The sequence below is a fragment of the Pseudomonas sp. 2822-17 genome, from assembly GCF_002742485.1.
GTDB lineage: Bacteria > Pseudomonadota > Gammaproteobacteria > Pseudomonadales > Pseudomonadaceae > Aquipseudomonas > Aquipseudomonas cyclaminis.
In genome coordinates, this window is the sequence record NZ_LJRZ01000295.1 from 168356 (window position 1) to 192957 (window position 24602).

At 59.0% G+C, this 24602-nt stretch carries 23 protein-coding genes; 9 read left to right on the forward strand and 14 right to left on the reverse strand.

Annotated features, from left to right (window positions below):
- The first annotated feature begins 1 nt into the window (after nt 1).
- The 5 genes from AOA60_RS04790 to AOA60_RS04810 all read left to right on the forward strand — a co-directional run bounded on the left by AOA60_RS04790 (nt 2) and on the right by AOA60_RS04810 (nt 7090).
- Complete coding sequence (locus AOA60_RS04790) at nt 2-931, forward strand: ABC transporter permease (RefSeq protein WP_032891733.1); 930 nt, start codon at nt 2-4, stop codon at nt 929-931.
- Nucleotides 921-1745, forward strand: coding sequence for an ABC transporter permease (locus tag AOA60_RS04795; RefSeq protein WP_099583409.1), 825 nt, complete (start codon nt 921-923; stop codon nt 1743-1745). Before AOA60_RS04790 ends, AOA60_RS04795 begins: the two co-directional genes overlap by 11 nt.
- 109 nt (nt 1746-1854) lie before the next feature.
- Nucleotides 1855-3279 carry a gamma-aminobutyraldehyde dehydrogenase gene (locus tag AOA60_RS04800; protein WP_099583410.1) on the forward strand — a complete coding sequence of 475 codons (1425 nt, stop codon included), beginning with the start codon at nt 1855-1857 and terminating at the stop codon, nt 3277-3279.
- Between the two features lie 66 nt (nt 3280-3345).
- Nucleotides 3346-5208, forward strand: coding sequence for an FAD/NAD(P)-binding protein (locus AOA60_RS04805; protein WP_099583411.1), 1863 nt, complete (start codon nt 3346-3348; stop codon nt 5206-5208).
- 256 nt (nt 5209-5464) lie between these two features.
- Nucleotides 5465-7090: a glucan biosynthesis protein D gene (locus AOA60_RS04810; RefSeq protein WP_032891741.1), complete on the forward strand. Its 1626-nt coding sequence runs from the start codon at nt 5465-5467 to the stop codon at nt 7088-7090.
- A gap of 51 nt (nt 7091-7141) precedes the next feature.
- Here the strand turns inward: AOA60_RS04810 and AOA60_RS04815 are convergent, their stop codons facing one another.
- The 3 genes from AOA60_RS04815 to AOA60_RS04825 form a co-directional block, all read right to left on the reverse strand.
- Nucleotides 7142-7327 carry a hypothetical protein gene (locus AOA60_RS04815; RefSeq protein ID WP_099583412.1) on the reverse strand — a complete coding sequence of 62 codons (186 nt, stop codon included), beginning with the start codon at nt 7325-7327 and terminating at the stop codon, nt 7142-7144.
- A gap of 270 nt (nt 7328-7597) precedes the next feature.
- Nucleotides 7598-8704, reverse strand: a complete 1107-nt coding sequence (locus AOA60_RS04820) for an NADH:flavin oxidoreductase/NADH oxidase (protein ID WP_099583413.1) — start codon at nt 8702-8704, stop codon at nt 7598-7600.
- Between the two features lie 125 nt (nt 8705-8829).
- The gene (locus AOA60_RS04825; RefSeq protein ID WP_099583414.1) at nt 8830-10731 is read right to left on the reverse strand and encodes a potassium transporter Kup; all 1902 of its coding nucleotides are present in this window, start codon (nt 10729-10731) and stop codon (nt 8830-8832) included.
- Nucleotides 10732-11143: 412 nt separating this feature from the next.
- On the opposite strand from AOA60_RS04825, the gene AOA60_RS04830 reads away from it, so the two are divergent.
- Both AOA60_RS04830 and AOA60_RS04835 read left to right on the forward strand, forming a co-directional pair.
- Nucleotides 11144-11467 (forward strand): type II toxin-antitoxin system RelE/ParE family toxin, encoded by a 324-nt coding sequence (locus tag AOA60_RS04830; protein ID WP_099583415.1) that lies wholly within the window; start codon nt 11144-11146, stop codon nt 11465-11467.
- Nucleotides 11464-11781 (forward strand): addiction module antidote protein, encoded by a 318-nt coding sequence (locus AOA60_RS04835; RefSeq protein WP_099583416.1) that lies wholly within the window; start codon nt 11464-11466, stop codon nt 11779-11781. The genes AOA60_RS04830 and AOA60_RS04835 overlap by 4 nt, the downstream gene beginning before the upstream one ends.
- Nucleotides 11782-12324: 543 nt before the next feature.
- On the opposite strand, the gene AOA60_RS04840 is transcribed toward AOA60_RS04835, so the two are convergent.
- Nucleotides 12325-12954, reverse strand: a complete 630-nt coding sequence (locus AOA60_RS04840; RefSeq protein WP_143522383.1) for a hypothetical protein — start codon at nt 12952-12954, stop codon at nt 12325-12327.
- Between the two features lie 602 nt (nt 12955-13556).
- Between AOA60_RS04840 and AOA60_RS32160 the strand changes: the two genes are divergently transcribed.
- Both AOA60_RS32160 and AOA60_RS32165 read left to right on the forward strand, forming a co-directional pair.
- Nucleotides 13557-14903, forward strand: coding sequence for a hypothetical protein (locus AOA60_RS32160; RefSeq protein ID WP_143522384.1), 1347 nt, complete (start codon nt 13557-13559; stop codon nt 14901-14903).
- A 189-nt stretch (nt 14904-15092) separates the two neighbouring features.
- Nucleotides 15093-15296, forward strand: coding sequence for a hypothetical protein (locus tag AOA60_RS32165; protein ID WP_143522385.1), 204 nt, complete (start codon nt 15093-15095; stop codon nt 15294-15296).
- A 42-nt stretch (nt 15297-15338) separates the two neighbouring features.
- On the opposite strand, the gene AOA60_RS04845 is transcribed toward AOA60_RS32165, so the two are convergent.
- The 10 genes from AOA60_RS04845 to AOA60_RS04890 are packed head-to-tail and all read right to left on the reverse strand — an operon-like array spanning nt 15339 to nt 24601.
- The gene (locus tag AOA60_RS04845) at nt 15339-16316 is read right to left on the reverse strand and encodes a hypothetical protein (RefSeq protein ID WP_099583418.1); all 978 of its coding nucleotides are present in this window, start codon (nt 16314-16316) and stop codon (nt 15339-15341) included.
- Nucleotides 16289-16993 (reverse strand): hypothetical protein, encoded by a 705-nt coding sequence (locus AOA60_RS04850; RefSeq protein ID WP_099583419.1) that lies wholly within the window; start codon nt 16991-16993, stop codon nt 16289-16291. The genes AOA60_RS04845 and AOA60_RS04850 overlap by 28 nt, the downstream gene beginning before the upstream one ends.
- Nucleotides 16990-17532 carry a DNA-binding protein gene (locus AOA60_RS04855; protein ID WP_099583420.1) on the reverse strand — a complete coding sequence of 181 codons (543 nt, stop codon included), beginning with the start codon at nt 17530-17532 and terminating at the stop codon, nt 16990-16992. The genes AOA60_RS04850 and AOA60_RS04855 overlap by 4 nt, the downstream gene beginning before the upstream one ends.
- Nucleotides 17529-18431, reverse strand: a complete 903-nt coding sequence (locus tag AOA60_RS04860; protein WP_099583421.1) for a hypothetical protein — start codon at nt 18429-18431, stop codon at nt 17529-17531. The genes AOA60_RS04855 and AOA60_RS04860 overlap by 4 nt, the downstream gene beginning before the upstream one ends.
- Before the next feature lie 32 nt (nt 18432-18463).
- A complete protein-coding gene (locus tag AOA60_RS04865; RefSeq protein ID WP_099583422.1) occupies nt 18464-19003 on the reverse strand; it encodes a hypothetical protein in 540 nt (179 codons plus the stop codon).
- Nucleotides 19004-19005: 2 nt separating this feature from the next.
- Entirely contained in the window at nt 19006-20604 is a 1599-nt protein-coding gene (locus tag AOA60_RS04870; protein ID WP_099583423.1) for a phage tail protein, read from the reverse strand.
- 8 nt (nt 20605-20612) lie between these two features.
- Nucleotides 20613-21137, reverse strand: coding sequence for a phage tail protein (locus AOA60_RS04875; protein ID WP_099583424.1), 525 nt, complete (start codon nt 21135-21137; stop codon nt 20613-20615).
- Nucleotides 21130-22305, reverse strand: a complete 1176-nt coding sequence (locus tag AOA60_RS04880) for a baseplate J/gp47 family protein (RefSeq protein WP_099583425.1) — start codon at nt 22303-22305, stop codon at nt 21130-21132. Before AOA60_RS04880 ends, AOA60_RS04875 begins: the two co-directional genes overlap by 8 nt.
- Nucleotides 22302-22619: a DUF2590 family protein gene (locus tag AOA60_RS04885; protein ID WP_099583426.1), complete on the reverse strand. Its 318-nt coding sequence runs from the start codon at nt 22617-22619 to the stop codon at nt 22302-22304. Before AOA60_RS04885 ends, AOA60_RS04880 begins: the two co-directional genes overlap by 4 nt.
- Nucleotides 22616-24601: a phage tail tape measure protein gene (locus tag AOA60_RS04890; protein ID WP_099583427.1), complete on the reverse strand. Its 1986-nt coding sequence runs from the start codon at nt 24599-24601 to the stop codon at nt 22616-22618. The genes AOA60_RS04885 and AOA60_RS04890 overlap by 4 nt, the downstream gene beginning before the upstream one ends.
- Between the last annotated feature and the right edge of the window lies 1 nt (nt 24602).

Genomic DNA, 24602 nt, shown 5'->3' on the forward strand with positions numbered 1-24602 from the left:
CATGAGCCTGGCCCTTTCCCAACCGCCGATGCGCAGGTTCTCCAACCTGCTGTACCGCAAGCCCAACCTGTACCTGGCCATGCTGCTGATACCGCCGCTGATCTGGTTCGGCGCGATCTACCTCGGCTCGTTGCTGACCCTGCTGTGGCAAGGCTTCTACACCTTCGACGACTTCACCATGGCGGTCACGCCGGACCTGACCCTGGCCAACTTCGCCGCGCTGTTCCAGCCGTCGAACTTCGACATCATCCTGCGCACCCTGAGCATGGCGATTGTGGTGTCGATCGCCAGCGCCATCGTGGCCTTCCCGATTGCCTACTACATGGCGCGCTACACCACGGGCAAGACCAAGGCGTTCTTCTACATCGCGGTGATGATGCCGATGTGGGCCAGCTATATCGTCAAGGCCTACGCCTGGACCTTGCTGCTGGCCAAGGGCGGCGTGGCGCAGTGGTTTGTGCAGCACCTGGGGCTGGAGCCGGTGTTGCAGTTCGTGCTGGGCATTCCCGGCGTGGGCGGCAGCACCTTGAGCACCTCGCATTTGGGGCGGTTCATGGTGTTCGTCTATATCTGGCTGCCGTTCATGATTTTGCCGATCCAGGCATCCCTGGAGCGTTTGCCGCCGTCGTTGCTGCAAGCCTCGGCGGATCTGGGCGCCAAGCCGCGCCAGACCTTTATGCAGGTGATTCTGCCGCTGTCGATTCCGGGGATTGCGGCCGGGTCGATCTTCACGTTTTCGCTGACCCTGGGCGATTTCATCGTGCCGCAACTGGTGGGCCCGCCGGGTTACTTCGTCGGTGGCATGGTGTATGCCCAGCAAGGTGCCATCGGCAATATGCCCATGGCCGCGGCGTTCACCCTGGTGCCCATCGTGCTGATTGCGGTGTACCTGTCCATCGTCAAACGCCTGGGGGCCTTCGATGCACTCTGACTCTTCACCTCAAATGCAGTCATCAATAGGCTTGAAGATCGCGGCCTGGGGCGGGTTAGTGTTTCTGCACTTTCCGATCCTGATCATCTTCCTCTATGCCTTCAACACCGAAGAAGCCGCGTTCAGCTTTCCGCCCCAGGGCTTCACGTTGAAGTGGTTCAGCGTGGCGTTTGCCCGACCGGACGTGCTGGAGTCGATCAAACTGTCGCTGCAGATCGCCGCCATCGCCACCCTGATCGCCATGGTGCTCGGCACCCTCGCGTCGGCGGCGCTGTATCGCCGCGAGTTCTTCGGCAAGCAAGGCGTGTCGCTGATGCTGATCCTGCCGATTGCGCTGCCGGGCATCATCACCGGTATCGCGCTGCTGGCGACCTTCAAGACACTGGGCATTGAGCCTGGGATGTTCACCATCATCGTCGGCCACGCGACATTCTGCGTAGTGATCGTCTACAACAACGTCATCGCCCGCTTGCGCCGCACCTCCCATAGCCTGATCGAGGCCTCGATGGACCTGGGCGCCGACGGTTGGCAGACCTTCCGCTACATCATCATGCCCAACCTGGGCTCGGCGCTGCTGGCCGGCGGCATGCTCGCGTTTGCGCTGTCGTTCGACGAAATCATCGTCACCACCTTCACCGCTGGCCACGAGCGCACCTTGCCACTGTGGTTGCTCAACCAGCTCAGTCGCCCTCGGGATGTGCCGGTGACCAACGTGGTGGCGATGCTGGTGATGCTGGTCACGATGTTCCCGATTCTCGGTGCCTATTACCTGACACGCGGCGGTGAAAGCGTGGCGGGAAGTGGCGGTAAATAACTCTGTGACTGGAGGAACGCGGCTCTAAATGTGGGAAGGGGCAAGCCCCCTCCCACATTTAGAGCCGGTTTCTTCAGGGAAATAACATTAGTTTGAGGAGAGCTGAACCATGCAAACCAAACTGCTGATCAACGGCCACCTGGTCGAAGGCGAAGGCCCGGCCCAGGCGATTTTCAACCCGGCGTTGGGCCGGGTGCTGGTGGAAATCAACGAAGCCAGCGAAGCCCAGGTCGACGCGGCCGTGCGTGCTGCCGACTCGGCTTTTGAAAGCTGGTCGCAAACCGCGCCGAAGGACCGCTCCCTGCTGCTGCTGAAACTGGCCGACGCAATCGAAGCCCACGGCGAAGAGCTGGCCAAGCTGGAGTCGGACAACTGCGGCAAGCCCTACAGCGCGGCGCTGAACGACGAGATCCCGGCGATTGCCGATGTATTCCGCTTCTTCGCCGGCGCCAGCCGTTGCATGAGCGGTTCGGCCGGCGGCGAATACCTGCCGGGCCACACGTCGATGATCCGCCGCGACCCGGTGGGCGTGATCGCCTCTATCGCACCGTGGAACTACCCGCTGATGATGGTCGCCTGGAAAATCGCCCCAGCCCTCGCCGCCGGTAATACCGTGGTGCTCAAGCCGTCGGAGCAAACCCCGCTGACCGCGTTGCGCATGGTTGAACTGGCATCGGAGATTTTCCCGGCCGGTGTACTCAACCTGGTCTTCGGTCGTGGGCCAACCGTAGGCAGCCCGCTGGTGAACCACCCGAAGGTGCGCATGGTGTCGCTGACCGGCTCCATCGCCACCGGCGCGAATATCATTTCCAGCACGGCCGACAGCGTGAAGCGCATGCACATGGAGCTGGGCGGCAAGGCGCCGGTGATCATCTTCAACGACGCGGACATCGAGGCCGCCGTGGAAGGTATCCGCACGTTCGGCTTCTATAACGCTGGCCAGGACTGCACGGCCGCGTGCCGCATTTACGCCCAGGCGGATATCTACGACGCATTTGTCGAGAAGCTCGGTGCGGCCGTCGCCACTATCAAATATGGCTTGCAGGATGACCCGGCCACCGAACTGGGCCCGTTGATCACCGCACAGCATCGCGACCGTGTCGCCGGGTTTGTCGAGCGTGCCGTGGCGCAGCCGCATATCCGCCTGGTGACGGGTGGCAAGGCGGTGGAAGGCAACGGGTTCTTCTTTGAACCGACGGTACTGGCCGATGCGCAACAGGACGATGAAATCGTGCGCCGCGAGGTGTTCGGACCGGTGGTGTCGGTGACCAGGTTCACCGACGAAGCGCAGGTATTGGGCTGGGCCAATGATTCGGACTACGGCTTGGCGTCCTCCGTATGGACCGCCGATGTAGGCCGCGCCCATCGTTTGGCTGCGCGCTTGCAGTATGGCTGCACGTGGGTGAATACCCACTTCATGCTGGTCAGCGAAATGCCCCATGGCGGTCAGAAACTGTCGGGTTACGGCAAGGACATGTCCATGTACGGGCTGGAGGACTACACCACGGTTCGCCACGTGATGTTCAAGCACTGATCGAGCGCCTCCCGGCACCTGCCTTGGGTGCCGGTCCTACAACAATAAAATCTCAGGTTGCCCCCCATGGACATCACCCGCCGCGACTTCCTCAACGGCGTCGCCATTACTGTTGCCGCAGGCATGACTCCGCTGCAACTGCTCCAGGCTGCACCCGATGGCCGCTACTACCCCCCTGCCCTCACCGGCCTGCGCGGCAGCCATGTCGGCTCGTTCGAAGTGGCGCACCAGATGGGCTGGGAAAAGAAGGTGTTCGACACCGAAAAACTGCCGATTACCGAGGATTACGACCTGGTGGTGGTCGGCGGAGGCTTGAGTGGTTTGTCGGCGGCGTGGTTCTACCGGGAGAAGCACCCGAAGGCGAAGATCCTGATCCTGGAAAACCACGACGACTTCGGCGGCCACGCCAAGCGCAATGAATTCCAGGCCGGTGGCCGCATGATCATCGGTTACGGCGGCAGCGAGGCGTTGCAATCGCCGAACCATCTGTACAGCAAGGAAGTGAACGGGCTGTTGAAGAAGCTCGGCGTCACTATCAAGCGCTTCGAAACCGCCTTCGACCGCCAGTTCTACCCCAACCTGGGGCTGTCGCGCGGGGTGTTTTTCGACAAGGAAAACTTCGGCGAAGACAAACTGGTGACCGGTGACCCGACGCCCATGGTGGCTGATGACATTGCGCCAGACCAACTGCATGCGCGGCCCATCCACGAGTTCATCAATGACTTTCCTCTGCCGGCAGCAGACCGCCAGGCGTTGATCGACCTGCACACGGCGCCCAAGGATTACCTGCCGGGTAAAACAGCCGAAGAAAAGGCCGACTACCTGTCGGCCACCAGCTACCGCAATTTCCTGCTCAAGGACGTAGGGTTATCGGAAGGCGCGGTGAAGTACTTCCAGAGCCGAACCAATGACTTCATGGCGCTGAGCATTGATGCCGTGGCAGCGGCCGATGCCTATAGCGTGGGTTTCCCAGGCTTTGCGGGGATGAACCTGGCGCCAATCAGCGAAGAAGCCGCAGCGGAAATGGAAGAGCCCTACATCTACCACTTCCCGGATGGCAATGCCTCGGTGGCGCGGTTGCTGGTGCGCAGCCTGATACCCGGCGTGGCGCCGGGGCACACCATGGACGATATCGTGCTGGCCACCTTTGATTACGCCAGGCTCGACCAGCCCAAGGCGGCGGTACGGCTGCGCTTGAACAGCACGGCCGTCAGCGTGCGCAACGTCGACGGTGGCGTGCATATCGGCTACAGCCGCGGCGGCCAGCTCGCCCAGGTGCGCGGCAAGCGCTGCATCCTGGCGTGCTACAACATGATGATTCCGTACCTGCTCAAAGACCTGCCGGCGCCTCAGGCCCGTGCGCTCAGCCAGAACGTGAAATACCCGCTGGTGTACACCAAGGTAGTGATCCGCAATTGGCAGTCGTTCCAGCAACTGGGAGTGCATGAGATCTACGCGGCGACCCAACCGTACAGCCGCATCAAACTGGACTACCCGGTGAGCATGGGCGGCTACAATCATCCACGCGACCCGACGCAGCCGATTGGGCTGCACCTGGTCTACGTGCCTACCAGCCCCGACAGCGGCATGAACGCCCGCGACCAAGCCCGCGCCGGACGGGGCAAGCTGTATGGGCAGACGTTCGAGCAGTTGGAGGCGCAATTGCGTGACCAGTTGCAACGCATGCTCGGGCCGGGTGGGTTCAAGCATGAGACGGATATTCTGGCGATCACGGTCAACCGTTGGTCACATGGTTATGCGAGCTTCTCCAACAGCTTGTTTGATGACGCCGATGAGAACGAAGCGTTGATGAATTTGGCGCGCAAGCCTGTAGGACATGTGAGCATCGCCAATTCGGATGCGGCGTGGAGCGCGTATGCCCATGCGGCGATCGATGAGGCTTACCGGGCAGTTGGTGAAGTCGCCTGAAAGACGCTCTGACAAGCACTGCAATAGTCAATGTGGGAGGGGCTTGCCCCTCCCACATTAGGCGCGGAAATGTCTTGTCGCACTTGCAATGCCATCAACCCGCCATCAATCAATTTTCCTACGTCATCGAACCGCTTAAGCTATCCGGCGTCTGTTTAATGTCCGTTGCGTTTGGCCGAAGGCATGTCCGAACCGTAATTTCTGATCCGCTACGTGCCAGGAACGGCGCGGGATTTGCTCACGACAGGTTGTCTCTATGCACCGCAGGAATTTGCTCAAAGCGTCCATGGCCATTGCGGCTTACACCGGTTTGTCGGCCAGCGGCCTGCTGGCCGCGCAGGCCTGGGCCGGGAACCGTGCCGCCGACGGCAAGGCCGTGGCGTTCGACTTCGACGCACTCAAGGCCCAGGCCAAGCAACTCGCCGGGACCGCTTATAAAGACACCAAACAGGTGCTGCCGCCGACCCTGGCGACCATGACCCCGCAGAATTTCAACGCCATCGGCTACGACGGCAAGCATTCGCTGTGGAAAGAGTTGAACGGCCAGTTGGACGTGCAGTTTTTCCACGTCGGCATGGGTTTCAAGACGCCGGTGCGCATGCACAGCGTTGATCCGAAAACCCGTGAAGCCCGCGAGGTGCACTTTCGCCCATCGCTGTTCAACTATGAAAAAACCACCGTCGACACCAAACAGCTGACCGGCGACTTGGGCTTCTCCGGTTTCAAACTGTTCAAGGCCCCGGAACTGGATCGCCATGACGTGCTGTCGTTTCTCGGTGCCAGCTACTTCCGCGCCGTGGATTCCACCGGCCAATACGGCCTGTCTGCCCGTGGCCTGGCCATCGACACCTACGCGAAAAAACGCGAGGAATTCCCTGACTTCACGCAGTTCTGGTTCGAAACCCCGGACAAGGACGCCACGCGTTTTGTGGTCTACGCCCTGCTCGACTCGCCAAGTGCCACCGGCGCCTATCGCTTCGATATCGACTGCCAGGCCAACCAGGTGGTGATGGCGATCGACGCGCACATCAATGCGCGCACCGCCATTGAGCAACTGGGCATTGCACCGATGACCAGCATGTTCAGCTGCGGCACCCACGAACGCCGGATGTGCGACACCATCCACCCGCAAATCCACGATTCGGACCGCCTGGCGATGTGGCGCGGCAACGGCGAGTGGATCTGCCGCCCGCTGAACAACCCGGCCAAGCTGCAATTCAACGCATTCGCCGACAAAGACCCGAAAGGCTTTGGGCTGGTGCAGACCGACCATGAGTTCGCCAGCTATCAGGACACCGTGGACTGGTACAGCAAGCGCCCAAGCCTGTGGGTCGAGCCGACCACCGCCTGGGGCGAAGGCTCCATCGACCTGTTGGAGATCCCCACCACCGGCGAGACCCTGGACAACATCGTGGCCTTCTGGACTCCGAAAAAGCCCGTGGCTGCGGGTGAGTCGCTCAACTATGGCTACAAGCTGTACTGGAGCGCCTTGCCACCGGTGAGCACGCCGTTGGCCCAGGTCGACGCGACCCGTTCCGGCATGGGCGGCTTTACCGAAGGTTGGGCACCGGGCGAGCATTACCCGGACGTATGGGCGCGGCGTTTTGCCGTGGACTTCAAGGGCGGGGGCCTTGACCGTTTACCGCCCGGCACCGGGATCGAGCCCGTGGTGACGTGTTCCCATGGTGAGGTCAAGGACTTCAGCGTGCTGGTGCTCGACAACATCAAGGGCTACCGCATCCTGTTCGACTGGTACCCGACCAGCGACAGCGTGGAGCCGGTGGAACTGCGCCTGTTTATCCGCACCCAGGACCGCACGTTGAGTGAAACCTGGCTGTATCAGTACTTCCCGCCGGCACCGGACCAGCGCAAGTACACCTGATATCCAATGTGGGAGGGGCCTGTTCCCTCCCACGCGGCTCACCCGTGGGTTCTAAAACCGCGACACGCTCTTCATCGCTCCAATGAGATAACGCATCGCCACCTGATCGCTCTCGTTCAGGGCGCGATACTGCGCGAGCAACTCAACCTCATCACGACTTAAACGACGGCCACGCATGGATACCCTGCGGGTCAAAAAAGACGCCACCCAACCTGCTACGCTATCGGACTTGGCCATGGACTGCTTCTCCTGATATCAATCAAATACTCCGGTGCCCACCAACCGAATCCCGTGAGGCGCAACGCCTGCGTGGACAAACAGACTGACTCCCTGGGCCAGAAATCGGTCATATCCTAAGCGTAGAAACAATCTCGTTACGTGTGGGATTTTTTTAGAGTATTCACTTAAAAAAATACTTCGGTAACAAATACCTACACCCAGATCCCACAGCAACGGACAGAAAAAACCCACCGGCTCAGGGTGGGTTCAGATGGCGCCTGTGGCGGATCAATCCTTCAAGTCAGACTCATGAATCGGCTGGTCCCGATGGGTCGCCCGTTGGTACTGCGCTGGCCAGATTGCCTTGCGCCCGCCCAAGTCATCGTCGGCATGCAATGGCCAGTACGGATCGCGCAGCAGTTCACGGGCCAGGAAGATGATATCGGCCTGACACGTGCGCAGGATGTGCTCGGCCTGGGCCGGCTCGGTGATCATGCCAACGGTGCCGGTGGCGATGCCCGACTCCTTGCGCACACGTTCGGCAAAGCGCGTCTGGTAGCCCGGCCCGGTGGGGATCTCGGCATTGGCGGCGGTGCCGCCGGAGGATACGTCGATCAGGTCCACGCCCAGGCCTTTGAGGCGAAGCGCCAGCTCGACGGTTTCATCGGGGTTCCAGCCGTCCTCCACCCAGTCGGTGGCCGACACGCGCACGAACAGCGGCAATTCCTGGGGCCAGACCTCGCGCACCGCCTGGGTCACTTGAAGCACCAGGCGGATACGATTTTCAAAGGAGCCGCCGTATTGGTCCTGCCGTTGATTGCTGATGGGCGACAGGAACTGGTGCAACAGATAACCGTGGGCCGCGTGGATTTCCACCACCTCGAAACCGGCGGTGAGCGCACGCTTGGCGGCAGCGACGAAGTCGGCGATCACGTGCTGGATCTGCTCTTCGTCCAGTTGCCGGGGTTGAGTGTGTTGAGGGTCAAAGGCAATCGGCGATGGGCCTACCGGCACCCAACCACCGTCCTCGGGTTTGACGCTGCCGTGCTTGCCGATCCATGGCCGATGGGTGCTGGCCTTGCGCCCGGCGTGGGCCAACTGGATGCCGGCCACCGCGCCCTGGGCGGCAATAAAGCGGGTGATGCGCTGCAGCGGTTCAATCTGTTGGTCGTTCCACAGGCCCAGGTCCTGGGCCGTGATGCGCCCATCGGCCGTCACGGCAGTGGCTTCGGTGAAAATCAGCCCCGCGCCACCGACGGCACGGCTGCCGAGGTGGACCAGGTGCCAGTCATTGGCCAGGCCATCATCACTGGAGTATTGGCACATCGGCGAGACGGCAATGCGGTTCAGGAGGGTCAATTGGCGCAGGGTATAGGGTTCGAGCAGCTGACTCATGGCGCACCTCTTCTGGGTTCTATGGGCACTGTTCAACAGTGCTTAGAGCCTAGTCGACAACGATGGATTGCACAGGGTTCAGAAGCAAAGCGGGAGCCGATGGCCGGCTCCCGTGCAGCAGATACTTACATTTCGACCTGGGTGCCCAGCTCGATCACCCGGTTTACCGGGAGTTTGAAGAAGCGCAGGTTACCGTTGGCATTCTTCAACATGAACGCAAACAAGCCTTCGCGCCAGCGCGCCATGCCTTCGATCTTCGAGGCGATCACCGTCTCACGGCTGAGGAAATAGGTAGTGCGCATCGGGCTGAAATCCAGATCATCCAAGTGGCACAACTTCAGCGCTTCGGGCACATCCGGCTCGTCGGTGAAACCGAAGTGCAGGATCACACGGAAGAACCCTTCCCCGTAGGAATCCACCTCGAAACGCCGTGAAGCCGGGACGCGCGGGATGTCTTCGTACACCACCGTCAGCAGCACCACTTGCTCGTGCAACACCTGGTTATGCAGCAGGTTGTGCAACAGCGCGTGGGGCACGGCGTCGGGCCGCGCAGTCAGGAACACCGCCGTGCCCTGCACGCGATGGGGTGGCTGTACGCGGATGCTGCTGATAAAGATCGGCAGCGGCAGCCCGCCTTCGTCGAGGCGTTCCACCAGCAATTGCTTGCCGCGCTTCCAAGTGGTCATCAACACGAACAGCACGATGCCCGCGATCACCGGGAAGGCGCCACCCTGGATGATTTTCGGCACGTTGGCGGCGAAGTACAGGCCGTCCACCAACAGGCAGCAGAGCAGCACCGGTACGGCCAGCACGGGAGGCCATTTCCACAGCAACAACATCACCGCCGAGACCAGAATGGTGGTCATCAGCATGGTGCCGGTCACCGCCACGCCGTAGGCCGAAGCCAGTGCGTTGGAAGACTCAAAGCCCACCACCAGCAGGATCACGCCTACCATCAGCGACCAGTTCACCGCGCCGATGTAGATCTGGCCCTGTTCGGCGCTGGAGGTATGCTGAATGTGCATGCGCGGGATGTAACCCAGCTGGATCGCCTGGCGGGTCAAGGAGAACGCACCGGAAATCACCGCCTGGGAGGCAATCACCGTGGCCAGGGTCGACAGCACCACCAGGGGGATCAGCGCCCAGCTCGGCGCCAGCAGGTAGAACGGGTTGCGCGCGGCTTCAGGATCGCCGAGCAGCATGGCGCCCTGGCCGAAATAGTTGAGCACCAGCGCCGGCAACACCAGGATAAACCAGGCGCGGGCGATGGGTTTGCGGCCGAAATGGCCCATATCGGCGTAGAGCGCTTCGGCGCCGGTCAGGGCCAGCACCACGGCGCCCAGGATGGCCACGCCAATGCCTGGGTGAGCCTCGAAGAAACGCACGGCCCACATCGGGTTCAGTGCCTTGAGCACTTCGGGGTGCTGGCTGATGCCATAGATGCCCAGCCCGCCCAGCACCAGGAACCAGGTCACCATTACCGGCCCGAACAACTTGCCGATGCGGTCGGTGCCGTGTTTCTGGATCAGAAACAGCGCCACCAGTACGACCAGTGCAATCGGCACGACCCATTTCTCCAGGCCGTCGAACGCCAGCTCCAGGCCTTCAACCGCCGACAACACGGAAATCGCCGGGGTGATCATGCTGTCACCATAGAACAGCGCCGCGCCGCACAGGCCGCAGACCACCAGGAAACTGCGCAATTTCTTGCGCTCTCCCGCTGCCCGGCGTGCCAATGCGGTCAAAGCCATGATGCCGCCTTCGCCCTGGTTGTCGGCGCGCAGCACAAACAGCATGTATTTGATCGATACGACCCAGATCAGCGACCAGAAGATCAGCGCCAGGATCCCCAATACACCGTCATGGTTGACCTGCACCCCATAACCACCGTTGAACACCTCTTTGAGGGTGTAGAGCGGGCTGGTGCCGATATCGCCGTAAACCACCCCGACCGCTGCCACCAGCATGCCGATCGGCTTGGTGTTTGAATGCTCGGCACCTGCCGCCTGACTACTCGCCTGACCCATCAACCACTCCTGCCCTTTGACCTGAGGTCTCTTATAAACAACGCGCCTAAGCTGACCCTAGCATGCGCTGTTTTACTTCTCGTAACAGACGTTTTATTGACCCAGGGGTTTTACCCGTGTGCAACGGCGCGAAGCATAGCGCAGCGCTCGTCGCATTTCCCTGCTCACGTGATGTGGGCGTCGTTTTAGGTCGTGAGCCATAGATGACGGGGCATTTTGGAGCCTTTATGCCTCCATTGATCGCATTACGGCCGACCGTATATTTTTCGCCCGGCGCATAGGGGCTGCCTTCGCTGTGTATACAGGAATTCCTTGGCCGGCTTACCTGATCAATTAATCGCGGGCCTGCCTGGGGCGCGCAATCGATATAAAAACTCAATTATCGATCTGTCTCTTTTAAGGTACATTTCTTATGTACGAAGTGAAACACGTACTGTCAGCCAATGGCGTAGATATCTATCAAGCTTGGCTGGATACCGTTCAAGATAAACGTTCAAAGGCAAGGATCACCACCAGAGTGGACCGAGCGTCCCTCGGCCACTTCGGCACTACCGAGCCGGTGGGTGACGGGGTCTTTGAGATGAAACTCGACTTCGGTCCTGGGTTTCGCGTGTATTACGCAATTGAGGACCGACGAATTGTTTTCCTGTTGGGCGGTGGCTCAAAGGCAAGGCAGCAGAACGACATCAATCAGGCCAAAGTTCTCTGGAAATCTTACAAGGTGCAGCAAAAATGACCATTCGTACTCGCTCTCATGAAGACAGCGTGCTTGAAATGCTTCGAGACGACGAAGCGTTTGCCCTCGAATATCTATCTGTGGCGCTTGAGGAAATAGATGTGGCGGGAGGCGAGGACGCTTTTCTTGTCGCTATCCGTCGAGTGGCGGAAGCCCGTGGAGGAATGCTCAGCTTGTCGCAGAACACGGGCCTCAATAGAGCTAATCTCTACAGGTCCATCGCTGTCGGCGGCGACCCAAAGCTCTCCACCCTCCTGAAAGTGCTGCAGGCATTAGGCGTAGGCATGTCTAAAGTTGTATCGCACCGCACATAACAAGTCGCATGGCCTCAAGCGCGCGTTAAGCGCCGGGCGAATTACCCAATACAGCGCTCGTCGCATTTCCCTGCATAAAGCTGGTCAAGTGGATTGCCCGCCGCTAGAATTGCGCACTTTTTGATCAGAGGCGCACCAAGCGCCCATCCGTTGTCTTGTCGTGCACGACCGGCAGCGTCATTCAATACCGAGGTTAGACATGTCCACCACCATCGCAAAAGCCAACCCCAAGGTTGGCTTTGTTTCCCTGGGTTGCCCTAATGACTTCCAATCTATACCTTTATGAAGCTTCACAGGGTGATACCTGCTTATCAATTGCTAAGCAGTAATCGTTGACCCATTGCTCAAATTTGAGTAGCCTTGAGTCATCTGGATATATACGGAGCTTGACTCTCGAGAAGCATCAGAAGAATTCTTTTGATTTTTTTGGAGATTTCAGGTGTTCAGATGCCGCCATTGGTTCCGGCCGTGCCGGTTGATGGGTTTAACCCCTAAGGGCATCCGCGAAACCCCCCTATCATAGGGGGGTTTGTTTTTTCTAGGCTACTTACGCCTATTCCGTTGCAGCCCGTTGCCTGTCGGCCCTTTTACCGGCTCACCTCTCGCCCTTTTCAAAAAAAGCTTCCAAGCAGTCATTTTGTCGCTTTTTTTGAAGTTTACCGGCTCGTTGTCAGCATCGTCGTCACGCACGTAGGCGCTTTCGACATATAGCTTTAATGTGTTTTTAGCGCCGCCTCTCCTGACATTGAAATACACCTCATACTTGGTGTCCTTTGCGTATCCAGGGAGGATCTCCCCAAGCTCAAAAGTCAGAAAATTTTCTCGACCAGTGAAAAAGCACTTTCGATCTCTGAAACTATTTATGATTCCAGGGAGCAGAAACGACAGCTCGTGCCGCCGCTCAACGAACTCTCTCCGGACCTGGCGATGATCAATCACCATGCGTTCGAACCCGACCGCAGAGAAATCTATCTCCTGACCTTGCTTAGGACCACGGCAGATGCAGTGCGAGCTGTATTCCACGTTGACGGTAAGAAGCACACCTGGTCGCCCATCAGCAGCCGGAATGTCCATCTGAAACGATGAGTCACGCAGGTGGTCGAGAAGCCAGCACACACCGCCCACCTCGATATGCATTGCCGCTTGGTGATCCGGCCAATACTTTCCTTGCACAATACGCCCCTTCCCACAGAAGCGAGCAGCATAAGTTGAGATGCGGCAGAGTCAAGCCAACCGACGAACAGCTGACAATACTGCGTCAGATTTTGAAACGTCATCGATACGAACAAACAGCCTGAACGCCACAGCGCATAAGGCTTCCTCACTTTCCCCCAAGTTCGGCGCTGACAGCCATATACGAGTTCCAAGGAGTCTTGCCGCTTTTAAAAACTGATTTTTTCACAGCTTTTTCGATTTCGCGCTCAACGATTCCGGGCCTTTCAGCTCTCACCCTTCGTGACGGCTTCGCCAACCTCTGCGCAACCGCGCTTCATTTCTTCGCAAAACGTTGCACCCTGTGCAACTACCACTCCCCTGCAGAACCCCATAGCCCGCCTGGGCTGCAGCTTTGTTTACACGATCTCAAGCTTTGCACAAAAAAAGGACGCAAGCCCCGTCGGCGGGAGGGGGATAAGTGCTTTTCCCAACGATTATTTCTTTATCAGAAAACTTTTAATGCCTTGGCCTTAATTTTTATTGAAACCTGGTCGCCATCCCAACACGTTTGTACTAAATTCCCTCAGTAGTACATCTTTAGCTTGGAGCTTCGAAATATCATGAATAACCATCAAGGCTATGACCCTGCCGTTGATAGCACTCTCTACGTGAATGAGATCTTATTATTGACAGGGGACAAGAGTTTGATTCGTGGTTGGATCCTAAGACAACTACATGAGTGGAACTGGCTTGCCAAGACTGATAGCATCTTGAGTGAGATACATACATTATTATTCAAAAACAAACTACAACCAGCCCTTGAAGGCACGGAGATAAATCCGTGCGACGTCAGAATCGGCTCTAAATCAGAACCATATATAGATGCCAATAGCGAGACAGGCATATATATCCAAGAAATAGTAGATACTTATGGCGAAGTAGTTGCAGCCTTCTTTATCGCCTTCCGTTACGAGCATAACAGAAAGCTCATTGCAGAAAATTTGGGCGAGAGTTTCAGATTATTCGCAAGTGAAAAATTTTACGAAAGCGGATTAGCACTACAACTAATATTAAACCTCGAAATCGACAGTAAAAGCGATACACAATCGGACGCATCATTACAATCGACCCAACGAAAACAAACATCAAAATACTTAAAAGACCTTGACTCCTCAAGAGCCTTCATACAAACAAAAATTAACGCACTCACAGAAAAAATAGACAACAAAGAATCAGAGCTAACAACTGTTGAATTAAATACCAGAAAGACTTTAATCAGATATCAAAAAATAACAAAGCGAGGCTTACGCTATACTGCATCAAAAATGCAAAAAGCTGAGAGAGAATGGGATACTACAAAGGCCAGACTGAAAGAGCAACTTGAGATAGATCAGTCAGTTTCCCACTGGAAATCTCTTAAAAAAATCAATACGCACGCAAAAATAGGATGGTTATCTACTGCTATTTTAATAATGTTCGCCACAACTTTTATAATGTTATGCTATTACGCAAAAGGTGGCGTATCAGAAATTATTAAATCTCCGCTTTTTGCTCACACAGTCGACCAGCTACCAAACAACCCAAATAAACCCGACTCTGGGTTGCCTGCAACACCCTACAACGACGCTAAAATCTCAATAGGAAGTGTTAGCGCCGATACCAAACTACTCGTATTTTTTGCCACCAATATAGGCGGCGCCGCTTTGCTACTAACTTTCCTAGTTGCACTAATTCGAATCTCACTAAGACGATACTCTATTAACGCATCACTTGCTGAAAATGCGACAGAGAGATTAGCCTTCATTAGAACATACCTATCATTAATGGATGAGGGAAAACTAGAGGCACGAGAAGATAGAATCCTTGTTCTCAATGCTTTATTTAGAAGTTCCACCCAAGTTACGGCAAGCGATCCCCACATTACCAGCCCAATTGAGCTTATTCTCAAGTCCACCGAAAAAAAGTAATTAAATATTTCACCTCAAGCGATGCGGTTATCTTAACTTTCTATCAGGCAGCGAAACTCCAACACCGATTTGTAGTCCGCTTGAAGTACTGATGCCCCCGGTAAATCAGGCACAGTGATGGCTCGGCGCAAGCATAGCCTTGTGCCATAATCGACACGCTTGACCAAATCCTTTCGAAAGGAATGAACAATGGCGACTACGATCAAATTCAACTGCGAAAAATGCGGTATCGAAGCAAGCACCGAGGTACCAGGTAAGCTCACGCTGGACGCACCTGAAATTACTCATGAGCAGCCATGCCCGAAGTGTGGAGGTAAGCTCAGCGCTCCAGGTGGGAAATACGAAACAGATGAAAACAATGTCCTCCAGCGTGTTGGGGACTGTTCGATCTGAAAAAAAAGCCCGCAACGCGGGCTTTTTCGGGCTTCATGACCATTAGAAGGTAATTGGCCTCAGCTTCGTAGCTAGTTCAATTGCTTGCATACTCTGCGCCGCAAATGCCTTGGTATCTGTCGGGTTCGGCGCTGAACCAGGTATGTGCGTATGCACCGCGAGCTGAGTGTTCATACGCTGCACCAGATCAAGCAAATCACACAGCACCTGCAGGACGTTCACGTCCTCGGACCCCAACCAGGTCTTGGGGGCGATCATTCGCAGACTGACCGCCGCCACACTCTCGCGCATCCCCTGAATCCTTTCCTCCATATTCCCACCCACCGTGGCGTTGAGTTTCTGCCCCACCACCAGGTTCAAGTCGCGCCCGGTCGCCTGGTGCAAATCATCCACCGCCGCCAGGCTCGCGGATCCGCCCGATAGAAGCTTGAGCGCGCCCAGCGCCTCGATCTTCTTGATCCCACCCACAGACTCGGTTGAATGATCGTCCACCGTCCTGGTGTGGCTCTGGAAGCTCTCAGTATTCTGCATCGCCTCCACTTCCCGTTCGATCGCCTTGTCCTGGATCTTGCCATCGGTTTGGCGCAGCCAGTTACCGTCGGCGTCGACGCGCTGCTGGCAGGCCTCGCTGTGCTGCCACACCTGGTCACCCTTCGGCACCCGGGGCAAGCTCAGGCCGTGCGGCAGGATCTGTGTGATAAAGGGCTTGTGCGGCAGGCCGTAGGCAAAGCTGACCACCACGGTGGTGCCCTCTTCCGGGAAGCCGAACATGCCAGCCTCTTGCCCGCCCATCGGCGCCGGCAGCGGTAGGCCGGTCAGGATCGGCAGCGCCGGATCTGGCTCGCCATCGGGCAACAGCACTTCCACGTCGACGCCAAAGCGCGGCCGGAAGTCGTCGCACAGACCAGGTGCGGCCGGCGCATCGGGCACGGCCACCACCCGGCCAAAGCGTGGCAGATGGTAGCCACCGGTCAGTTCGGGGAATTGCCGTTCTACGCTGCGACGGATTGCGTCGTCCATTTGATCGCCATTTGATTGCCGGCAAGGGTCACGCTGGTGATCCTCTCGCCCTGGTTGATGGTTGCACCTGGGCGCAGTCCTGGAAGGGCCGCGATCATTGCGCTCTGGTTACCCTGGTAGCCGTCGAACAGTTCCACCGGCAGCTGCAGCGGCGCACGCACGCCAAAGAAGCTGTCGGCCCAACTGCCAACGAAAACTTCGCCGTCGCCCTGCTGTTGCCAGATGAAGTCGGGGATGCTGAACACGCTGGCCAGACTGTCCATGGCCAGGTAGCCGGCGGCCAGGCTGTAGAAGAACGGCGCCTTGACCTTGGCGTAGGCCTTGTCCGGCACGCGAAAGCGCAGGCCGGTCTTATCGCTGACCTCGGCCAGCACGCCCTGTAGGTCGACGTGGCGCAGGTTCAGCGGCATGGGCTGCGACAGGATCGCCGCCAGTTCGCGGCAGACCAGGATCTGCTGCACGCTGTTGATCGCCGTCGAGCGCTCAACAAACCCAATGAAGTGACGCTGCAACGGGCCGTCGTTGTAGCCGACATCGAGCATCACCAGGCCTTTGACCGGGGCGCCGGCCTGGATGGTGAAGGTCGCTCGGCCGGGGCTTTTAATGTCCAGTCGGACTTCGTCCTTGATCAGTGGGTAAGGCGTGCCGCCGATCGTCAGTACCTTGTGCAGTTTCATGGTGTCGGGGCCAACCAGTCATCGACCTTTTTCAAGGTCCGTTCAAAACCACTCAGTTCCTCGGGTTTGCCCGTGCCGTCACCACCGGCGGCGCCGCCGACCGCCGAGCCTGGGCCGGATTGCGACGTGACGCTGTTGCCGGCGCGACGGTTCTCCACGCGCTCTGGGTTGGACAGTTTCTCTGAGAGGGTGAATTGCACCAGCCAGGCGTTCAGCGAGTCGTCTTCCCGGGCGCTCACACCGTCGGAGAATTGCACTTCCCGGATGCCGAACGCGGCGGCGGTGTCGTTGACGATGCGGTACATCTTGAGTTGGCCACCGCCGGCCGTGGCCTCGGCCAAGCGCATGAGGTTGCGCAGTTGCACCTGGTCAACAAACGGAATCATCAACGCGACCGTCAAGGTTTTGGGCTTGAAGCCCTTGTGGGCGGTCTGGCTGTTGCTGGTCTGCCCCGACAGATCGTCGCTTTCGATACGCAGGTTGGCCGTAATTTTCAGGCGCTTGCCAAGGATCTGCTGGCCGTCGAGTAATAGCGTCATAGGCCGACCAGCTCCCGAACAAAGCTCAGGCCATCCCACGAACCGACCAACAACGCGCCGGCGCACAGCACCCACTCATGACCTGGTGCATCACCCTGCAACAACGCACGGCCCAGCTCGTTGTTGTCACCGGGGCCCAAGATCCGCGCACGCATGCTGTGATCGGCATTCCCGCCGGCCAGCAAGGCTTTCAGGTCGTTCAGCTGTTTGTTGCGGTCGTGCTGCTGGGCAGCTTTACGGCCGGCCAGCGCTGCCAAGTCGCCTATGGGTGAGCTGTCGGCCGCGTAGCTCTCCAAGACAGCAATCTGGCCGGCCATGGATTGCTTGGCCGCTTTGACCAGCGTGCAGCGCTCCAGGGGCAGCGCAGACCAACGCGGCAAAGGCCCAGCGCTGGGGATCTCCCACTTTTCAGTTTCCAGGCGCGATAGGTTCCGCGCCCGACGCTCGGCGCGCACCAGGTCGGGGATCGGTAGCAATGCATTAAAGCGCGCCAGTGTCTCGGCGAACTGATCCAGGCGCGTGCCCAGGAACATCAGCGACAGCGCGTACTGAGGGCCAGCCGGCCGGCCGCTGTCAGTGGCGTCGACCAGTTTGGCGGCCAGCTGCTGCAGCAAATTCGGCGCGGACAAAAACCGCTGGTGGCCACGGCCCTGCCCTATCCCGCTTTGAAACGGCGTCACGGCCAGGCACGCCGGCGCCTCGCCCATCTGCCCGGCCAATGCTGTACGCCCGGCCTCGATCGCGCCCTTCGCTGCATTGCCCACCGGGCCCGGGTTTGTGCTGGTCATGCCGTCCAAACCCGCCAGGCGTTTCGCCGTGCCGGCCAACTCGCCGCCGGCGAGACCCTGCGCCGCTGCCAACTGGCTCATCCACTGGGTGGACTGCTCGGGCCAACGCATGGTCACGGGAGCCCAGGTAACACTTGGAGTGCTTACCACTTCACAGCCTCCAGTGCTTCGAGGTCACCTGCGCTAAACGCATCATCCAACAGTTGCTTGAGTGCGTATGCCTTCTGCAATAGCTGCTGCTTGATCAGAGTGAAGTCATCACCGACCTGCCGGATCTGCGCGTAGGTATGCGGGCGAAACTCCCTCACTCCAGCCTCATCACGGCAGGCGTAGAGCGTGTCCAGCCCAGCAAGCACGGCACCGGTCAAATTGAGTTGGTCGTTCAGTTCGCTGCTGTACTGATGGCGCATGCCCAAGGCCGAGGACCAAAACCCAGCGGTGATAGCCGCTTCACAAGCCGCGTTGATCATCGCTGTCTGCGCGTCGTATTCGGGCTGCAGACGCGGAGGATCGATAAGGATAGGTAAACCGCTGGCGTCGTGGCTGCGCACCTTGCCCATTGGGGGGTTGGCAATCACCGACAGGTACAAAGCCTCAGTGATGGCGATGGCGTCATCTGGGATGTTGGCGTGCATCGCAGGAAAGTAAGTCGTGCCCAGGCTCGGGCTATAGAAGCGCTGCATGATTAATATCCTATGGACAACAGTTGAGGGTATCCACCGGCACTGGAGCTGCCCGTACCGCTCCACTGCGCCACAACCACCACCGACTCTTTAGTCGATGAAATCGTCTGGAACCAAAAGTCGGAGGCAGTGGTGCTGACAGCGAGTGTCCCGACGATTGAGAACAAGTTGGCCGAAGGAAACGCTAAGGGGAGCGCGATGGTGTGGACGCTGTCCCCCACATTGGTATGAACACCGCGTGCCCATTGAATGACCAGGCCACCCAACCAGGTCGGGAAAACCACATACCCGTTCGCGGTCAAGCTCAGGAGGAAGCCCCAGCGCAGCTTCTTGGGAGTGATGAAACTTAGGTCGTCGACACCTGTGTTGGTCATGACCTGTGAGGCGATTTTGGAACTACCAACGAATGCCTCGGTGGCCTGACTTCCAGAGGTGGTTATCGTTACGTCGCCAGATCCGTCGAGTGTCACGTTACCCAGCACTGCACCGTTCAGCGTGATCTTGCGAGCGTTGGCCCACCTTGCGGCCTTTCCCACCACAGTTACTCCCGACACGATGTTGGCGATACCGGTCCAGATCAATGCAGTCGCGGCCTTGACCGCTTTAGTGGTGGCAAGAATGAGGCTGCTGTTGGTGTCCTGGTCGTCGCTGATGGCGTTGGGAATATTGCCCAGCCCTACGTCTTCCTTGGTAGTCGCTCGGGCTCGCAGGCTTTCATAATCCCCTACCCGGGCAGCGAAATGCTGCACCAGCGGCCCGCCGATCGGCTCCACCGGACGACGGTCTGTGATGGTGTTCGCGTTCGGCAGCTCGGCGATCAGCACTTGGTAGTGCTTCACGCCTGCGCTGTCCGTGTAGTCCAGGCGGTTTGCCCCAAAGGCGATTGTCGCCTTGGCAACCATGTCGCTCAGCTCGCGCTGCATCGCCACGTCAATCCACACCGAAGTCGGAAAAGCACCAGGTGCACTAAATTGAACAGCTGCACGCTCAAGGCGGACGCCCTCGACATAGGCGGTCCCGGCCTTGAGCTGGTAGACATTCCCGACCTTTTCCACCTGCAGGGCGCTACCGAAGAAGCACGCCCGGCCAAACACATCGCGATTGGCCTGGCGCTCGCGCTCATCGATGCCGGCCAAGCGGACGGTGAAATCATGCTGCCAGGTCTTGGCGTCAATCGTGACGCCGGTTAGCGCTTGGGCACCGTCGAACACCACCAGGAAGTTGCGCGTCAGGTTGTTTCCGACCTGCTGGGGCGGAATGTTGCGGCGTTTTTGCTGGACCGGCACGTAAGCGACCGCGAACAGCCCGCCGTCGGCGGTCTCCAGTCCGATCCAGTTGAAGTCCCAGTCGCCAACATCAGAGCCGATCTGGGCGCTATACACGACTTGGTTGGGATTCACATAGCCGACATGCTCGGACGGGATCTGGTGCGTATAAACGATCTGCGCCGCCACAGGCTTCGGCGCGGCACGGTCAACAGGTGCGGTTGGGTTCAACCCGGGCACGTTGGCAAAAATGAATCGGCTGACTTTCAATACCGCGTTGGCGGCTTGTTTTTGCGCGATCAGGCTTTCACCTGCAAGGGTAATAACGGCTCCCATGAGGGCTCCTAAAGGCTGGCGACCAGCGTTTGCTGATCGTCGTGAAAGTGGACAAGGGCGATTTGCACCGGGATCGGTGTGATGGTGGAAAAGTCATAGCGTCGGCAGGTGCGGCCGTACTGCTGGATCAACACGCGCAGCAGCTCGGGGTTCTGCGACAGCTGGGAGTCGGAGAAACGCAGTAACACCACGTCCCAGTCGCGCCCAGCCTGGCGCTCCTCGATCTCGACATAACCGACGCCCAAGCGCTCCAGGATGCGTTTCATCCCAGCGGTGCTGCCGGCGTCGACGGCGTTGATGAAGGCGTACTTGACTCGTAGGCGATACAAGGCCTCGGGTTCGCCCTTGAAGCGGGTGATGTCGCGCTGCCAGGCCAACAGGTCCAGCACCGTGATGTGGCAGGTATCCGCGTCCATCTGCAGCAGCGGCCAGCGCAACCAGCCTTCAACGTTTTGCCACCAGGACTGGGCCGCAGCCTTGAGTTTGGTCAGCTCGACGCCATCGAGCCAGAACGGCAAGTTGAGCTTAATCACGCAACAACACCTCCAGGCTCTGGATCCGTGGAATGTTCAGCTCGCTGATGATGTCGGCCGTGGCAAAGCGCAATGATTCGATGCCAGCGAACTGCTGGTGAAGCTCTTCGCCCAGGCGGCTGAATGAAAACCGCGACTGGGGATAGGTCAGCGTCGGCTGGTAGTCGCTGGTTGTGCTGTCGCGAAACGCCGCACGCACGAACAGCGCGGCGTTGTCTTTAAGGGTTGCCCGCTGTTCAGTGGTCAATGTCGAGCGCGGCCAGATCTCCAACTTTACGGCGTGCTGGGTTTCAGGCATGACCATCACCAATAGGTCATCGCCGTGGCCATGGTTGCCCTGGTCGCGGATATGCGCGTTGATCTGCGCCAGGTACGTCGCCGCCGGCACGTCCGCATCGAACAGAACAAAGGCGTTTGCACTGCCCGGGCCACGTGGCGCGCCGTGCTGGAAATACACGCCATCCGGGCGCACGCCTGGAAAGGCCGAGATCATGGCGCGATACACCGCGTCGGTGTGCCACTGGTTGACCGCTGAAAACTGGTTGCGGGTGCGCAAACGCAGCTCGTCATTGGGCTCAGGATCTGCACCTGGTGCGGTCAACCAGCCGTCGGTGTTCACCACCTGGGCAATGCCTGGTACCGGCACTGGGAGGATCGCGTAATAACCCGGGGCCAGGTTGAAACCTGCGCCGGTGTCGACCGCCTCGACCGGGATCTGCAGCTGCATCAGCCCATCGGCGAAGATGCCCACCGCCATGGTCACCACCTGGTAGATATGGCCATTGATCGACGCGGACTGCACTACTGTCCCGGCCGGCACTTCCAGGGCGCCGCCGGCGGCTTCGCGGGTGAACAGCAAAAAGCCCTTGGCCTTGGTCGCACCCTTACGCTCTACGTTGACCGCCCAGGCCAACATGTCGAGCCAGGCATCTACAGCGGTCTTGACGAAAAAGTTGGGTAGCACCGTGGCCACGAAAAAATCCAGGATCCACAGCACCGGCTTGGTCACCAGGGCGCGCACCACTCGCCAGAACGGCGAATAGGCGCTGGTGTTGCTCAGTTTGCTGCCCTGGGCGGCTACTTCTTTTTCCCACGCCTGCAGGAGCCCCGCCTCGGTCGTGGGAATGCCGGCGTCGGCCAGCGCCTGCTTGAAATCTACGTCACTCACAAAGCCACCTCGATAGTGCCAAATTTCAGGGTTGTCGCCGTGACCAGGTACTGGCCTGGCTGCAACTGTGTGATCTGCGCCGTGCCCGGTACCAGGCGCTCGTCGGCCTCCACCAGCAGTTCCAGTTGTTGGATACAGTCGCGTTGCTTGAGCCGGTCGCGCTCGGCCACCAGGGTGACCAGCAGGCCGCTGTCGCGGATCATGTGGGCGATGTCCTGGGCGATGCTGGCCCGGTCATCAATCAGCAACGGCTGACGCGACGGATCCAGCACCAGGTCGTTGCCGGCAATCAGAAGATCGATGTACTCGCTCATCCGCCCACCGACATGGCAACCATGTTTTCCATCTCCAGGGAGGTCATGGGCTTGCTGTTGTGGATCTCGACTTTCTCCACGTGCATGCCCTTGTTCTGGCTGCTGCTGTTGTTCTGGATACTGGTCAGCAGCCCGCCCTGGGGCACGGCGTTGGGCCGCACCGGCGACAGGCTTGGAATGGCCGCGTTGATGGTCTGTTGGGCCCGCTGCGCCGCTGCTGCGCTGTCCATGGTGTTCACGCCGATGTCGGTACCAGGCACCTCGGGCATGGCGCCGAAGCGGGTTTCAATGTCGACGCCGGGGATCTGGTTCAGCATCTCGATCAGGCCGTTGATTGCCGTGTGAAAGATCGCGACGATGCCGTCCCAAGCGCCCTTGGCCATCCCCGCCCAGCCGCCCATCGAGGCGAACCAATCCGACAACGCGGTGAGCTGGTCGCTGACCCACTTGAACGCCTCGCTGTTCATCAGAGCGGCCGTCCATTCGTCCCAATAGACGATCGCCAACGCGACGACGGCAATCAGCGCCACAATGCCGCCGACGATGAGCAAGACGGGGTTGGCCCACATGGCGGCGTTGACCAACCAGATCGCGCCCTGCCACAACAGCATCGCGCCGCGAACCAGCCCCAGGCCCACAGTCAGCACAGAGACCACGGTGATGTAGGTCAGCATGATCAGCTTCTGCAGCAGGAACACGGCTGTGGTTCGAAGGCTGATCATCTGAACTACTTTCCAGACGGTCACCATAGCCAGCCAGGCCATACGGCCGGCTCCGACGGCAAAGGTCAGCAGGGACATGACGGCAATCAGCGCCAGGATCGTCAGCGTGACGATGCCGATCACCCGGGTGATGTTGGGGAACATCTGCGTCCAGCGGGTCATAGTGCCGGCGATGCCCGAAAGCTTGGCCATCAACGGCGTCAGGATCGGAATAAGCGCTTGGCCAAAGGCAATACGCAGCGCTTCTACCGCTGCGCCGAACTGCTGCCAAGGGTCGACCATGTCCATGGCCATGTTCTGCGCGTCCTCAAGGCCGCGCACCTTGCCCAGCTTTTCCATGCCGTTGCGTAGACGGTCGGTGTCCTTGGCCAGGGAGCCGATTACCTGTGCGCCCTCCCCTCCAAACGCCTCCATCAGCTTGGCGCTGGCCGACGCGCTGGTCAGATCGCCCAGCTTGCCCTGCAGCTTGTCCATGATCTGCAGCATGGGCAGCGCCTTGCCGTTGGATTCGGTGAACTTCAGGCCCATTTTTTCGGACGCGGCGCCCAGGTTCTCGAAAAACGCCTTGTAGCGCCCGCCGGCGTCGCCGCCTTCCATGGTACTGCTCAGCGAGCCGATCACCGCGAACTGCTCGGCAATATCGACGCCGGCAGCGGTCGCGATGGAACCCACTTCCTTAAAGGCGTCCTTGAGCTGGGCGCCGTCGGTGCGGAAGAGCTGCACCGCCAAAGCAGTCTGGCCACCCAGCTTTTCAACCCATTCGCCCTTGCCCATGGCGTCAGCCTGGCCTTTGAACAGGTTGTACATGGTGCCCACGTAGGCGCCCATGGTCTCGGCGTCGGATTTGGTGGCCTTGGCCAACAGGTTGCTGGTGTTGGTGAAGGTCGCCAACTGGCTACCCGTGAGGCCCTTGATAGCGCCCTCGATGCTGTACGCGGACGCCACAAAATCCCGGGCGTTCTCGCCATAGTTCACCGAGAACTCCAGGGCCTTCTGATTCAAAGCCGTCAGTGCATCTTCGGCCACGCCCAGGGATTTAACCTCGCCCAGGGCGCGGTTCATCTCCAGCGCGGGCTGCAGTGATTCGTTGATGCCGACAAAAGCGCCCGTCACACCGGCCAGGCCCATGCCCATGGTCTTGATGTTCTTTTCGCTTTGCTCGGTCAGCTCGGAAAAGCCCATCTTCACCTTGCCCAGGGGCGCGGTGACCTTGTCGGTCAGGGCCAGGATGAAGTCCAGGCGGGCGCTACGATCGGCCATG